13 protein-coding genes and 1 pseudogene are annotated in these 14,816 nt (G+C 52.1%); all 14 read left to right on the forward strand.

The features are described 5' to 3' along the window. Nucleotides 1–10 precede the first annotated feature (10 nt). The gene (locus E4T66_RS06830; RefSeq protein ID WP_136848173.1) at nucleotides 11–940 is read left to right on the forward strand and encodes a sulfotransferase family protein; all 930 of its coding nucleotides are present in this window, start codon (nucleotides 11–13) and stop codon (nucleotides 938–940) included. Between the two features lie 91 nt (nucleotides 941–1,031). Further along, nucleotides 1,032–1,790 carry a glycosyltransferase family 2 protein gene (locus E4T66_RS06835; protein ID WP_169577517.1) on the forward strand — a complete coding sequence of 253 codons (759 nt, stop codon included), beginning with the start codon at nucleotides 1,032–1,034 and terminating at the stop codon, nucleotides 1,788–1,790. Next, entirely contained in the window at nucleotides 1,777–2,304 is a 528-nt protein-coding gene (locus E4T66_RS21850) for a hypothetical protein (RefSeq protein WP_136848175.1), read from the forward strand. The genes E4T66_RS06835 and E4T66_RS21850 overlap by 14 nt, the downstream gene beginning before the upstream one ends. Next, nucleotides 2,301–3,533 (forward strand): glycosyltransferase, encoded by a 1,233-nt coding sequence (locus E4T66_RS06845; protein WP_136848176.1) that lies wholly within the window; start codon nucleotides 2,301–2,303, stop codon nucleotides 3,531–3,533. The genes E4T66_RS21850 and E4T66_RS06845 overlap by 4 nt, the downstream gene beginning before the upstream one ends. Continuing rightward, nucleotides 3,530–4,891 carry a hypothetical protein gene (locus tag E4T66_RS06850; protein WP_136848177.1) on the forward strand — a complete coding sequence of 454 codons (1,362 nt, stop codon included), beginning with the start codon at nucleotides 3,530–3,532 and terminating at the stop codon, nucleotides 4,889–4,891. Before E4T66_RS06845 ends, E4T66_RS06850 begins: the two co-directional genes overlap by 4 nt. Beyond that, a complete protein-coding gene (locus E4T66_RS06855) occupies nucleotides 4,891–5,637 on the forward strand; it encodes a glycosyltransferase (RefSeq protein ID WP_136848178.1) in 747 nt (248 codons plus the stop codon). The genes E4T66_RS06850 and E4T66_RS06855 overlap by 1 nt, the downstream gene beginning before the upstream one ends. Nucleotides 5,638–5,737: 100 nt before the next feature. Further along, nucleotides 5,738–6,002: pseudogene (locus E4T66_RS21915) on the forward strand (transposase); the annotation flags it as partial. Between the two features lie 190 nt (nucleotides 6,003–6,192). After that, nucleotides 6,193–6,774 (forward strand): putative colanic acid biosynthesis acetyltransferase, encoded by a 582-nt coding sequence (locus E4T66_RS06860; RefSeq protein WP_136848179.1) that lies wholly within the window; start codon nucleotides 6,193–6,195, stop codon nucleotides 6,772–6,774. Nucleotides 6,775–6,779: 5 nt separating this feature from the next. Continuing rightward, nucleotides 6,780–8,087: a WcaI family glycosyltransferase gene (locus E4T66_RS06865; RefSeq protein WP_169577518.1), complete on the forward strand. Its 1,308-nt coding sequence runs from the start codon at nucleotides 6,780–6,782 to the stop codon at nucleotides 8,085–8,087. Between the two features lie 48 nt (nucleotides 8,088–8,135). After that, nucleotides 8,136–9,248 (forward strand): GDP-mannose 4,6-dehydratase, encoded by a 1,113-nt coding sequence (gmd, locus tag E4T66_RS06870; protein WP_136848181.1) that lies wholly within the window; start codon nucleotides 8,136–8,138, stop codon nucleotides 9,246–9,248. An 8-nt stretch (nucleotides 9,249–9,256) separates the two neighbouring features. Further along, nucleotides 9,257–10,198 carry a GDP-L-fucose synthase gene (gene fcl, locus E4T66_RS06875; RefSeq protein ID WP_136848182.1) on the forward strand — a complete coding sequence of 314 codons (942 nt, stop codon included), beginning with the start codon at nucleotides 9,257–9,259 and terminating at the stop codon, nucleotides 10,196–10,198. Between the two features lie 339 nt (nucleotides 10,199–10,537). Further along, nucleotides 10,538–11,563, forward strand: coding sequence for a polysaccharide biosynthesis/export family protein (locus tag E4T66_RS06880; protein ID WP_169577519.1), 1,026 nt, complete (start codon nucleotides 10,538–10,540; stop codon nucleotides 11,561–11,563). Nucleotides 11,564–11,857: 294 nt separating this feature from the next. Continuing rightward, nucleotides 11,858–14,122: a polysaccharide biosynthesis tyrosine autokinase gene (locus tag E4T66_RS06885; protein ID WP_211242805.1), complete on the forward strand. Its 2,265-nt coding sequence runs from the start codon at nucleotides 11,858–11,860 to the stop codon at nucleotides 14,120–14,122. Between the two features lie 286 nt (nucleotides 14,123–14,408). Further along, complete coding sequence (locus E4T66_RS06890) at nucleotides 14,409–14,705, forward strand: H-NS histone family protein (RefSeq protein ID WP_136848184.1); 297 nt, start codon at nucleotides 14,409–14,411, stop codon at nucleotides 14,703–14,705. Nucleotides 14,706–14,816 lie beyond the last annotated feature (111 nt).

Genomic DNA, 14,816 nt, shown 5'->3' on the forward strand with positions numbered 1-14,816 from the left:
AGTTAAACACATGCAACCGATTTTCATTTTTTCATTGCCGCGCTCCGGTTCAACGTTGCTCCAGAGAATACTGGCGACACATAATAATATTGCGACTGCTTCTGAGCCTTGGCTTCTATTACCTTTTTTGTATTCATTAAAAAAGGAGGGTGCCAAAGCCGAATATGACCACGCTGTTGGTGTGCAAGCACTACAAGATTTTATAGCGGAGTTGCCTGCTGGTCGCCAAGACTTTGATATGGTGTTGCGCGAATTTGCTATCAAGCTTTATCAGAAGGCTGCGTCAAAGAAAGGAGTTATATATTTCCTTGATAAAACACCAAGATATAGTTTAGTTGCTGAAGAAGTGATAAACTTGTTCCCTGATGGAAAGTTTATATTTTTATGGCGAAACCCATTGGCGGTGATTGCGTCAATGATAGAAACATGGTGTGCAGGGCAGTGGAAAATTTATCGTTTTCATTCCGATCTGAATTACGCCATGCATAGAATGATCAGCGCCTACAAGGCTTACAAAGAAAATGTCTGTTCGGTCCGTTATGAGGATATTGTGGCAGAAGGCGAAGCTGCGTTTATGGAAATGTTCGAATATTTGGAAATGACCGCGCCAGTAGATATTACGACAGCATTTTCAAAGATTAAGCTTAATGGAAGAATGGGCGACCCAACTGGCGTAAAACAATACGATGCTTTGAGCCAATTGTCCATCCAAAAATGGAAGAACGCTTTGCGAAGCCCGATACGAAAGGAATGGTGCAGAAATTTTTTGTTGGGAATCGGCAAGGATGATTTGAACATGATGGGCTATGATCTGCATGATTTATTGCAGGAGTTGGATGAGATACCAACCTCGTTTAATACAATTTTATCTGACGTTTATTTTTCGATGTCAGGCTCAATAAAAAATATGTTAAAACGTCGTATCAATGGATTTTGCTAGATTTTTTGAAAAAAAATTAAGACGATATTCGTCATGGAATTAATCATTTAAATAGGAAATTTAAACCACCTGGTGCACGGCGCATATGGAAATGCCACCTTTGATTAGTATTGTGATTGCGGTATTCAATGGAGCAAAAACGCTACAGCAGTGCATCGCGAGCATTGAAAGTCAAACTTACTCGCATAAAGAGCTAATCATCATGGATGGCGGCTCTACAGATGGAACTGTAGAAATTCTTGAAAGAAATGATGTGGCAATCGACTACTGGGAATCGCAGAAAGATCGAGGAATTGCCCACGCTTGGAATAAGGCATTAGAGCATGCATCTGGAGACTGGATTATATTTCTCGGCTCAGATGATCGGTTACATGATGTCGAGGTATTGTCAGATGTGGCAAATATTATTGCAGAGAGTAAAACAGTAGACTTGGTGTACGGCAGAATAATTTTTGAGGGCGGGGCCTATGATGGCTTAGAATTTGGTAGCCAGAACGACTTGGAAGTGATCAAGCGGCGAATGGCCGTGCCGCATACCGCCACATTTCACAGACGGAAACTTTTTACAGAGATTGGCAAGTTCGACGAGCAATTTCAGATTGCTATTGACTATGAGTTCTTTCTTAGAAAAAAACTAACAGCTCATTTTATGGACCGCATAGTTTGTGTGATGGGTGGCGTTGGGATGAGTTCATGCTTGGTTAAAAAATCCCTGAGTGAAAATAGACGGGCTCAAATAAAGAACCGCGCGGATTGGCGAGTCAAGATCGAGCTTTTGTATGCTCTTTTCCTGTTGCGACATCAATTATTACATTGGCGCACCAAGGTTCGTATTCATGACAGTAACTAGCAGTCTTAAGAATCACAGAAGTGACTACAGGCAACGTTTAATAATCCGACTTTACCGTATCGCACATTGGGCATCTCAGCTTCGTAAAGTATCAAAGCTCTCGTGGCCTATTGTCTTGCCTATTTTGGTTGCTTATCGCTTCTTGACAGAATGGATCTTTCACCTTGAGCTTCCAGCTGCAACAAAGATTGGTCAGAGACTAATCATTGATCACGGCTTTGCATTGGTGGTGAATAAGCATGTATCGATCGGCGATGACTGTCGGTTGAGGCACTGTGTAACTATAGGATGCAAAGTTAATGCTGATGGGTCGCAAGGCGCGTCGCCGAGAATCGGCAATCGCGTTGATGTTGGTGCCGGTGCCATTATCATAGGCGATATTGTAATCGGGGATGATGTAGTCATTGGCGCCGGAGCAGTTGTGACTAAGACTGTGCCTCCGGGAGCAGTCGTTGTGGGAAATCCGGCTCGAGTCATCACGCAAAAATCTATGTTGGGGCCTGCGACGACATGAAGGTTCTTCATATTAATGTTCGCCTTCAAGAAGGAGGTGCGGCGCGTGTTGCGTTAGATTTGCATCGTCATCTGCTAACCCTGAATGTTGAAAGTGTGTTTGCATATGGGTGGGGTGAAAATGGCGGCAAATCGTCGGGTGAGGCTTCCGTTCCGAAATGCTTTCAGGCTGGTCAACAATTTCAAGTGGCTGCAAATATGTTGCTTCACCGGTTGATTGGAGTTGACTCCATTAAACCGCTAGGATTTGGTCGTAAACGCTTACTATGTGCAATCCATTGGGCGGATGTTGTTCACCTGCATGTAATCCATAGTCACTTTCTTCCCTTGGATTGGTTGGTGCATGAGTTAGTCAGACTAAAAAAACCAGTGATCTGGACTGCGCACGATTACTGGATGCTGACCGGTCGGTGTGCTTTTACTGAAGAATGTCAAGGATGGCGTAGAGGATGTGGTGAGTGCCCAACCCAACAAAATTATCCACCGGCTCTTATGAATTATTCTGCCCATGAATTCAAGCGCAAGCGAAAAATCATTTCGTTGCTTGGTTCGCGGTTGCACGTGGTGACACCATCTGCCTTTGTCGCAAATGCAATTATTGATGGATTGCCAAATGTTGCGGTTAGTGTGATTCCAAACTGGGTAGATAGCGGGCTTGAGTCGGCGTTGAAGAATGTTCAGTTAAGTAATAGCTCAATCAGCTTCTCCGAAAAGTCAATTAAGGTGATTTTTATCGCGAGCGATCTATCAGATCCGACAAAGGTAGATCGCGCACTCGTTAATCAGCTCTTGGCCCTTCCACATATTGAGTTGCATACCGTGGGGAGTCAATCTCCTTTTTCTGGATCGAATGTAATCAACCATGGCAGGATTTCCGATCGAAAGCAGATAGTCGACGTCATTGTTCGAGCAGACGTGGCTTTGTTCACTTCTGAAAAAGACACCTTTGGCTTGGTAATGATCGAGGCTTTAGCTTGTGGCGTGCCGGTATTCGCAGTAAGTAGTATGGCAGCTGAAGAAGTCTTGTCAGTTTTAAATATTCTTCCTGTCGGCAGTTGCGAAGAAATTTATTGCTGTTTAAGAGACAAAGTCATTCCAGAGTGTTATTTAGGCGCCAGCCGTGCCAGTCTGCATAGAGATGCGCTGAAGAAGTATAGTCGTACTGTCTTAGCAGACAAGTATATCGACTTGTACAAGGCTGTGACTGGCCAATCGGATGCCAATCAATGATCTATAGATATCATAATAAAATATTGATTCATGAATATTTTATTGTGGGGACTTTTTTTGTATATTTATTTTCGTTCCCGTTTTTCTTTAGAAATTACGTCGGAATGGTGTACCCGCTTGTGTTGAATGGAATTCTGCTGTTAACTTTCGTTATCAGTGTATTATCAAGTGCGAGACTCAATCTGCAATGGAAACATCAAATTCCTGGCGCAGTGTGGTTAGGTATAGCTTTGTATTTCATTTATTTTCTTGTTTTGATGGTTGCATCTGCTGCTAATTATTATGAGCCTATAATCGCCGTATCTGCTATTTATGAGATCAGGGATCTTATTTTTATGCTATCAATAGCTTTGTTGCTTACTGACAATGGACTATTGATCGCATTGCGCACGTACGTAAATCTTTTAACTTGGTTTTCTGTTCTTGGTTTGTTTCTTATTGCACTTATCTATTTTGGCCTAGCCCGCCCAATAGAAACTGTTAATTTGGATAACATGTCCGGGGCTAGAGAAAGCATTCGACTATTTTATGGTATAGGCTACGTCTGGCCTGAATCATGGGTAGGCTCGTCATACGGTCTGGAGAGGTTGCAGTCATTCTCAGATGAGGCGGGAACTTTCGCATTTGCAGTTTTGCCGGCCATTTTTCTTGCCAAACATTGGAAAATGAAATACAAGGTGGCAATTTTAATTACCGCTCTTTTTTTTACATTCTCCATTGGTGCGATTATTATTTTTCTGATTATTGAAGGTATCAGCGCCATCAGATCATTTGGAATTGGAAGAACTGGTACTAAACGAGTTATTAATTTGACTGGTTTTTTGATAATATTGCTTACATCTTTGAACCTAATTTCTATTAGTAATCAACCTATGTTAAGTCAATATGTGTCCTCTAAGTACGAAATTAATGGGCGCCAAGAAACATCTATTGGGAATAGACTGGTTGCACTTAATGCTCTGGTGCCGCTAGTTGATAGCAATCCTTGGGGGTTTGGCTCTAATGCGGTGAGTACTTCGGTTAATCTGGCGGGAGGCGACTTGGCGATTGGCTGGTTTATTCCTGTGATTGAGGCTGGTGTGTTGGGCTGGTTTATGTATTTAGCTGCGTTCTGTCTTATATTGATGAATGCTCTACGGAACTATATTGCGACTTCTGATATCCGAAGCGTGTGTTCAGTAATTATTTTAGTTAATGGCTATGCGGCATTCCAAAGGTCAGGCATTGATGCGAATGTGTGGCAGCTGTTTTGGTTGGTTGTCTACCTGCGAACGATTGGTCTGGGGCAAAAGGCGGCCAGCCATTTTTCGCTTGACGTAATCAGGCCTGTGAACTACTTGATACAGCGGAATAAATAATGGAATGCAATTTAATTACCGTTATTACAATTACCTTCAACAACATAGATGGACTTCTGGCTACAGCCAATTCTGTAAACGACCAAAAAACTGATAAAATTGAATGGGTTGTAATTGATGGCGGCTCGAATGATGGAACTTCAAAGTTCCTGGATGAATGTGACTTTGTGGCAAGATATATCTCTGAACGTGATAATGGTATTTATGATGCCATGCAAAAGGGACTGCATTTGGCTGGAGGCAATAGGATCGTATTCCTGAATGCTGGTGATGTCTTTGCTGATTCTGATGCCGGTGAGTATATTATCAGCCATCACACGGATGCTGACGTTTGCTTTTATGCTTGTAGAGTTTCCGGATTGGGCGTGGATTACATACGGAAGCCTAGGCCATTAAGCAGTGCTTCATATTCAGTGCCGGCAGTACAACAGGCAACAGTTTATAAGCGTGATGTGTTGCTCAGTATCGAATGGCCTACCCAGTATAGGGTGTGTGGTGACTTCGCCTTGGCTGCGCAGTTGTTGGCCCGCAATGCAACTTATTATTGCGACAACAGGGTTGTAGCTCAGTTTGAGTTGGGCGGTGTTTCGACTTTGAGGCCTTTGGCTCTGGGGTTGGAGGCATATAATATCCAAACGCAGATCTTGGAATTGCCACTATCTTTGAAAATCTTACATTTTTCCCGAAGGTTATTGACTGGATATTTTGTTCTCGCTTCGTATCGTCTGAGGGCTTTGTTTCATTAACTGCGCACGATATCGATGATTTGGCATAATCAGAATTTGTCCAAATTTCAGTCGCCCGCAGGTTTCCGTGGCCGATTAGCACTGGTTGTTGAGCTGACGAAAGGATGGTAATCAGTGGTTTTTCGGCAGAAAGCGCATATCGGCGTGGATGGCGAGGCGGGGCTGACGCGCGCCGTGGTGGCGGCGCCTGCCAACGTCAACGATGTCACGCAGGCGCATGCATGCCTGCATGGCGATGAGATCGATGCGTTCGCGATGTCGGCTATCAGGGCGTGGCCAAACGTCCCGAGAGCCGGGACAAGGCCGTCACTTTGCACGTCGCGATTAAGCCGGGCCAACGCAAAGTGTTTCCGGACACGCCACTCCGCTAGTTGCTTGACGAGTTGGATTGCTTGTGAATGGAGGTTGCTGATCAATTTCATTCCAAGCTATCGATATATGACACGTCTGGTATAGCCTTCTTGTGGCTATCAAGATCATTGAAATTGAGGGGTATGGTGGAGGCGATGTCTACGTTATCAAAAAAATATTGAATGACGACCATGGAATCAGGTTATGACTGACTTAGAGGCTGTTCAGAAACTCAATGAATTCCGGCTCCCTCCTGGCTTTCGCGGACGCTCTGCGGTAGTTGTACAACTTTGGTGGATGGTGCAGGGCACCTTGTTTGGCCTGTCGCCGCAATTTATGTACGGATGGAGGCGGTGGCTGCTCAGGCTGTTTGGCGCCCGGGTAGATGCTGGCGCCATCATTCGCCCGACGGTGCGAATCACGTATCCATGGAAGGTGATAATCGGTGAACGCGCCTGGATTGGCGACGATGTGGTCTTGTACAGCTTGGGTCTGATTACCATTGGCGCTCATGCGGTCGTTTCCCAGCGGTCGTATTTGTGCACGGGCGGCCACGACTACACGAGGCCTACGTTTGATATTTATGCCGAGCCCATCGTGATTGGCCCACAGGCTTGGTTAGCGACGGACGTGTTTGTCGCGCCCGGTGTAGTGATTGGTGAAGAGACAGTAGTTGGGGCACGGAGTTCGGTCTTCAAAAGCCTTCCTGCTGGTGTGGTTGCGCGAGGCTCCCCTGCAAAAGTCGTAGGCGCGCGCAAGAGGGATGATCGGGTGGTGTCTGCATGAAGCTCTTGATCGCCGGCCTCAACTATTTCCCTGAGCCCACCGGTACCGGCAAGTACACCGGTGAAATGGCGGCGTGGCTGGCGTCACGTGGCCACTCCGTTGAAGCAATCTGTGGGTTGCCGCATTACCCGGCCTGGGAGGTGGATGCACGGTATGCGCAGCTGCATGCGGATGGCGGCATGCAGGTGGAAACGCTGGATGGGGTGCGGGTGGTGCGTGTGGCGCATCACGTGCCGTCTGCGAGCGGCCTGACTGCCAAGGCCCGCATATGGATTGAGACGAGCTTTACCTTGTCCGCAGCTCGGTTTTGGCTGCCGCGCCTGTTTTCTCGGGCGAAGCCGGATGTGATTGTGGTGATGATGCCGCCAATGCAGATGGGTGTGTGGCCGTTGATCTATGGCATGATTCGCCGAGTTCCCTGGGTCTTACACGTTCAGGATTTGCAGGTGGATGCGGCCCTGCGCCTCAACATGCTCAAAGGGGGCGTGCTGGGGCGTGTGCTGTACTGGGTAGAATCGTTTTTGTTGCGAAGGGCAACGGTGGTTTCAACGATCACCGAGGCTATGCGCCGGCGGGTGGTGGAGAAGGGGGCAAGTCCCGACCGAGCCTGGTTGTTCCCGAATTGGGCGGACATTGAGACCGTGCGGCCCCTGCTGCCACAGGCCCCGTCGGTGCAGGCCATGCGCGCGGAGCTCGGTGTGCCGGATGCGGGTGGTGAATGTGAGCAGGCTGCTACGGTGTTGGTGTTGTACGCCGGCAACATGGGGGAAAAGCAGGGCCTGGATCTGGTCTTACAGGCGGCGGCCCGTCTGCGCGGCGACGCGCGGATTCGCTTTGCGATGGTGGGCGCGGGTGCAGCGCGCGCGCGGCTGGTGGCGCAGGCAGCGGAGTTGGGTTTGACCAATCTTGTCTTTGCGCCCGTCCAACCTTTGGAGCGCCTGCCGGTGATGTTGGCGGCCGGGGATGTGCATCTGGTTGTTCAGCAGCGTGCTGCGGCAGACTTGGTGATGCCATCCAAGTTGACGAATATTCTTGCGGCCGGGCGCGCCTGCGTGGCGACGGCCGATGCGGGGACGGCGCTGGCAGATGTTGTCGCGGGGACGCGAGGCAGCGGTGAGGCGAAGCCCACTGGCGTGATTTGTGCGGCGGAGGATGTCGACGCGTTGGCGACGGCCATCCGCCGCTTGGCGGACGACGCCGTGCTGCGCGAGATCTGTGGCCGCAACGCGCGCGCGTATGCTGAAGCGTATCTGGATCGCGATGCGATTCTGGCGAGGTTCGAACAGCAGTTGGCTGAATTGGTTACGCCGTAGACGTTATTTAGTGCGGTGGGTTCCGAGAAATTTTCTGGAAGGTTTGGAATGAAGCGAGCGTTGATTACTGGTGTGACGGGGCAGGACGGGGCCTATCTGGCAGAGTTGCTGCTGAAGAAGGGCTATGAGGTGCATGGCATCAAGCGCCGTGCGTCGCTGTTCAATACGGATCGTGTGGATCACCTGTATCAGGATCCGCATGTCGAGAACCGGCACTTCATTCTTCATTACGGGGATCTGACCGATTCCACCAACCTGATCCGGCTGGTGCAGCAGATCCGTCCTGATGAGGTGTACAACCTGGGCGCGCAGTCACACGTGGCGGTGTCTTTTGAAAGCCCGGAGTACACGGCCGATACCGATGCGCTTGGCGCACTGCGGTTGCTGGAGGCGATTCGCATTGCCGGTCTGGAAAAGACGACGCGCTTCTATCAGGCTTCGACGTCCGAACTGTACGGTCTCGTCCAAGAAATTCCGCAGAAGGAAACCACGCCGTTCTATCCGCGCTCTCCGTATGCGGTGGCCAAGCTGTATGCCTTCTGGATCACGGTGAACTATCGCGAGTCCTACGGCATGTATGCCTGCAACGGCATTCTGTTCAATCATGAATCTCCCCTGCGTGGGGAGACGTTTGTGACACGCAAGATCACGCGCGCCATTGCACGCATTGCCCTGGGTCTTCAGGATTGCTTGTATCTCGGCAATATGGATTCTTTGCGCGACTGGGGCCATGCACGTGATTACGTTGAAATGCAGTGGCTCATGTTGCAGCAGGAACAGCCCGAGGATTTTGTTATCGCCACCGGGGTGCAGTACTCCGTGCGCCAGTTCGTGGATCGTGCTGCCGCTGAGCTGGGTATCGCTCTGGATTGGCAGGGCCAGGGTGTTGATGAGGTCGGCATCGTTGCGTCGGTATCCCGGCCGGATGTCGTGGTCAAACCTGGGCAGAAGATCGTAGCGGTGGATCCGCGTTATTTCCGTCCTGCGGAAGTCGAAACCCTTTTGGGTGATCCGACCAAGGCCAAGGAAAAGTTGGGATGGGTGCCGACAACGTCCTTCGAGGATCTGGTCAAGGAGATGGTGTCTGAGGACTTGCAGTCGGCCAAGCGGGATGCCTTGGTGAAGCAAGCCGGCTTCAAGGCTTTTGATTATCACGAGTGAGCCGGTCTATGGACTTGGATGCACGCATTTATGTTGCTGGACACCGCGGATTGGCGGGTTCAGCAATCGTTCGCGCGCTGGGTAATGCGGGCTATCGGAATCTGGTCGTGTGTACGCACGCTGAGCTCGATCTGACGTCGCAAGCCCAGGTCGAGGCGTTTTTCCAATCTCAGCGCCCTGAGTATGTGTTCCTCGCCGCAGCCAAGGTCGGAGGGATTCAGGCGAACAACAGTTTTCCGGCTGAGTTCATTCGCGATAACTTGGTGATTCAGACCAACGTGATCCACTCGGCTTGGGCGAGTGGGGTGCGTAAGCTGCAATTTCTCGGCTCGTCATGTATTTATCCCAAGCTGGCGCCGCAGCCGATGCCTGAGACTTGCTTGCTTACAGGGCCGCTGGAGCCGACCAACGAGTGGTATGCGGTCGCCAAGATCGCTGGTATCAAGATGTGCCAGGCCTATCGTCGTCAGTACGGGTTTGATGCCATTTCGCTGATGCCGACCAACCTATACGGCCCCGGGGACAACTTTCATCTCGATAACTCACATGTGATGCCGGCGCTGATTCGAAAATTCCACGAGGCAAAGCAGCGCGGCGATCATCAAGTGGTCATGTGGGGTACCGGGACCCCACGACGCGAATTCTTGCATGTTGACGATCTGGGCGCGGCGGCGGTTTATCTGATGCAGCATTACTCAGGTGAGGACATCGTCAATGTGGGTGTTGGCGATGATGTGACAATCCGCGAGTTGGCGGAGACGATCAAGGCTGTCGTCGGATATGACGGCGAAATCGTTCAGGATCTGGGTAAACCGGATGGGACTCCGCGGAAATTGATGGATGTCGGGCGGCTTTCGCATCTCGGCTGGCGTGCGCGGATTGGCTTGCGTGAGGGGATTGAGCAGACGTATCGGTGGTTTTTGGAACACCAAGGGGATTTTCGGGGCTGAGTGCAGGGGGTGAACGTCTCGATACGCCCCGTATCACGGGCCACTCGATGCGAGCGGGTTGGGTGAGGGCGAGCATTGAGGTGTGCCGGGTGGGCGACGTCGATAATTGTTCTTGTAGAATGGATCAATAGGGGCGGGTTCTTCGTGGCGGCGTCTGCTTTCGCATGAACTTGCGCGATAAATGAAACAGAGTGGATGGCCACAATGACACGAGCATTGACCGCAGGGGCGGTAGCCGTTTTTTTGTCCGGATGCACGATCGTTCCGGGATTGAATGTCAGTCCGTCGGGGACTTCCGGGCTCAATGCTTCCTCTGTTCAGGAAGTCTCTGATAGTGAAGTGGTCTACACCCTTGAAAACCAGACGGGACCAATTCAGAAGGTTCGCGTGGTGACCCTGGGGCCGCAGACCCTGAATTTGCGCAAGCTGGGCGATGCCTGGAGCACCGTTGAAGCTGAAGCGGCGTTGTCCAGCGTGAGCGAGAGCGACGCAGTCGTTGAGTACCGTATCGGGCCTGGAGACATCCTGAGTATCGTTGTCTGGGACCACCCCGAGCTGACCAATCCGACCGGTGAGTTCCGTGACCTGGCGTCCGGCGGGCGTCTGGTTGCCTGGGATGGGACGATGTTCTATCCCTATGTCGGCTCGTTCAAGGTTGCCGGAATGACGCCCGGAGAGTTGCGCGATTTTCTTGCAGACAAGCTTTCGCGTGTCATTACGCGGCCGCAGGTGGATGTGCGGGTGGCGGATTTCCGTTCCAAGCGCGTGCAGGTGACGGGTGAGGTGCGGACGCCTGGGCTTGTGGTGCTCGATGACACGGCCAAGGGTGTGATCGAAGCAATCAACGAGCGTGGTGGCTTGGCTGAGGCCGCGAGCCGGCGTGAGGTGGTGCTGCGTCGTGGGGACAAGACGTATCCCATCGATATGGCCAGCCTGTTGACAGGCAATCTGCCGGGCGCGAATCCGCTGCTGCAGGCGGGTGATCAGATCCATGTGCCGGATCGTTCTGAGGATCAGATTTTTGTTCTGGGTCGTGTGAAGAAGGAAGGCTCGGTGTTGCTGGAGCGTCATCACACCACCCTGACTCAGGTGATTGCGGAGTCTGCGGGGCTGGAGGCCACGTCTGGCGACGATTCCGGGGTGCTGGTGTTCCGGCGGCCGAGTGGCGCTGATGCGGAAGCGACAGTGTTCCGGGTGGATTTGTCATCCAGCATCGGATTGCTAGCCGCTGGTGAATTTGAGGTTCAGCCACGGGACGTGGTTTACGTGAGCCCGACCAGCTTCTCCAAGTACAACTCTGTGATCAACCAGCTGTTGCCGACGATTTCGGCGGTGTTCCAGTTGGATCGTTTGATCAACAACTAATTTGAGCTTTGTGGGTTCCGCGGTATTTCGATATGCCCCGCATCGCGGGGCATATCGATGCCGGGGGCGAGGTTTGGGACGATCGGCAATATCTCGAGACGATCGGAAAATTTCGCGTCTCGATACCTGCGGGGCTTGACCTGAACCTGATCGAATGCGCACTTTGCGACTTGAGCGGGTAATGGCCCAGGTTTTCACGGGGCGCTTGATGTGCGATGTGGCACATCGTTTGCCTTGACATGCGAATCGGCTGCTCGGTGTTGGTCTACCGTTAGCAGCAATTTAACTGGATAAGTGGGCGGAAATTACGTGCAGCAAACTCCTGTGATGGACGCGGCGGGCGACGATGAGATCGACCTGCGCGAGCTCCTGGGTATTGTGTTGGCTGGCTGGCCGTTGATTGCGATCACGGCAGCTGTCGTTATAGCGCTCGGTGTGTTGTACGCGTGGGCGGCCCCGCGGATCTATTCGGCCGACGCTTTGATTCAGGTGGAGCAGGACTCCTCCGCGATGGATGCGGCGCTGGGGGATATGTCGGACCTGCTCGGCAAGGAAAGTCCGGTCACTGCCGAAGTCGAGCTGCTGAAGAGTCGAATGATCGTTGGCCAGGTTGTGGATGACTTGCGCCTGACCATTCATGCGGAGCCCAGCTATTTTCCCGTCATTGGTCGACCGCTGGCTCGCCGTTACGTGCCAACGCCTGATGCGCCGGTGTCCGAACCGCTGATTGGCGGGCTGCGGCGTTTTGCCTGGGGCGGCGAGTCGATCGGGATTACGGCGCTGGAGGTTCCGCGAAGTCTGATCGGAAAATCGCTGATTTTGCAGGCATTGATGGATCAGACCTTCCGGATTTTTTACGACGGGAATGTACTGCTGCAGGGCAAGGTCGGTGAGCGAGTTCAATCTGCTGATTCAGGGCTGACTGTCTTCGTGCAGTCTTTGGTCGCCGCTCCGGGAACTGAATTCGAACTGCGCCGAGATGAGCGCATCACCACGATTAGTGGGCTGACTCAACAACTCAAGGTTGTCGAGAAGGGCAAGGACAGCGGCATTTTGTCCGTGTCGTTGGAAGGGCGGGATCCCGATTTGACCCGCGATATCGTCAATCATCAGGTCAACGCCTATCAGCGGCAGAATGTTGAGCGCAAATCGGCCGAAGCTGAGCAAACGCTGGAGTTTTTGAACAATCAACTGCCGAATCTCCGCGCTGATGTGGAGTCGTCAGAGGCCGCCCTGAACAATTACCGGCTCAAACAGGGTTCTGCCGATTTGAGTATGGAGACCCAGCTGGTATTGCAGCAGAGCGTGGAGCTTGAAACCAGCCGGGTTTCGTTGGAGCAGAAGCGCGAGGAGGCACTGCAGCGATTCACCGCGAGCCACCCGATGATTCAGGCCATTGACCGTCAGTTGGCCCAAGTCCGCGATGAGCAGAGCAGTATTACCAATCAGGTCAAGAAGCTGCCTGAGACTCAGCAGGAGCTGCTGCGTTTGTCCCGCGACGTGGAGGTCAACACCACGCTGTATACCCAGCTGCTGAACAGCGCGCAGGAGTTACAGGTGGTTAAGGCCGGGACCGTGGGCAATGTGCGGATCGTCGATCATGCGCTGACTGCGATCGAGCCGACAAAGCCGAAAGTTGCGCTGGTGCTGGCGTTGTCTGGTGTGCTGGGTTTGTTTCTCGGGCTGGTGGTGGTTTTCGTTCGGAGGGCCTTGCACTCCGGGGTGGATGATCCGGCTGCAGTCGAGAACGGGCTGGGGTTGCCAACCTACTGCGCCATTCCGTATTCGCAGCTGCAGCAGCGGATCAATCGGATGATCAAGCGCGGCAGGGCGGTGGGGTCGCGTTTGTTGGCAACCACCGATCCGAACGGCACCACGATCGAGGCCTTGCGCAGTTTGCGCACGGCATTGCACTTCGGTCAGATCGAGGCCAAGAACAATATCGTCATGCTGACCGGGCCTTCGCCGGGGTTGGGTAAATCCTTCGTGGCCTCCAATCTGGGGGCAGTGCTGGCAACCAGCGGCAAACGAATCGTGGTGGTGGATCTGGATCTCCGGCGCGGCCGCTTGCACGAGTATTTTTCTGGCGATCGTGCCCCGGGCATCAGCGATCTGATTGCAGGTTCAGCATCGTTGACGGATGTCTTGAATCCGACGTCGGTGGATAACCTGCACTTTATTCCGACCGGGACGATTCCGCCGAATCCGGCGGAGTTGCTGCTGTCGGATAAATTGGGCGAATTGCTGGCATTCCTGTCGTCCAAATACGACACCGTCATTATCGACACACCGCCCGTTCTTGCGGTGACCGACGCTGCCGTGGTGGGGCGCTTTGCCGGGACGACACTGCTGGTTCTTAAGGCCGGGGAGCATCCGTTGCGCGCAATTGACGATACGGTCAAGCGTCTGCTGTCTGCCGGTGTTGCGGTGCGTGGGACGATCTTCAACCAGGTTGGCCGGCAGGGCCAAGGTCGCTATGGCTATAAGTATGGTTATAGCTATGGATATTATAATTACGATTACAAGCCCAAGGCCTCGAAGAAATCACCCGCGGCATAGCGCAGTGACGGTATCGGATTTGTTTTCTCTTTGAAACTTTGGGTGTGCGTGACGTCCTTATGCACAGGGCGGGCTATTCGATTTGACCGGGTAGCCAACACGTGGATGCAGCATTCAGATTTTCAAAATAAACGCGTACAGGCGAAGTCGTATATTATCTTGCGCGATCGGCTGTATGTGTCGTCGTGCGCATGCCGAAGCATCACATAATCTGAGCACTTTGAATATCAATATGCTCAGCTGATTGCTCCGATTGTTTGTCCATCTCCAATATGTAGGGATTTAAATGCCGACTTATAACGAACTTATTTCCCAGATTGAATCACTGAAAAAGCAGGCTGAGGCGCAGCGCAAGGCTGAGCTCGCCGAGGTGATTCAGGATATCAAGCAGAAGATGGCCGAGTACGGGATCAAGATTTCTGATCTTTCCGGCAAAGCTCCGGGCAAGCGCTCAACGGTGGCTGCAAAGTATCGGAACGAGGCCACAGGGGAAACCTGGACCGGCCGTGGCAAGCCGCCGAAATGGCTGGCTGAAGCTGAAGCCAAGGGCACGCCGCGGACGCAGTTTCTGATCAAGGGCTAACCGAACGGCTGTTCCGTTTGCGGCGCGGGGCTGCGTTTCGACGCACTCCGATGGGGTTGCTCGATGCGCAGGTGAGGGGGGCGTAATGCCCCTTGCTTCAATCGCCCGTTC

It is taken from the genome of Sinimarinibacterium arenosum (assembly GCF_005047655.1).
GTDB lineage: Bacteria > Pseudomonadota > Gammaproteobacteria > Nevskiales > Nevskiaceae > Solimonas.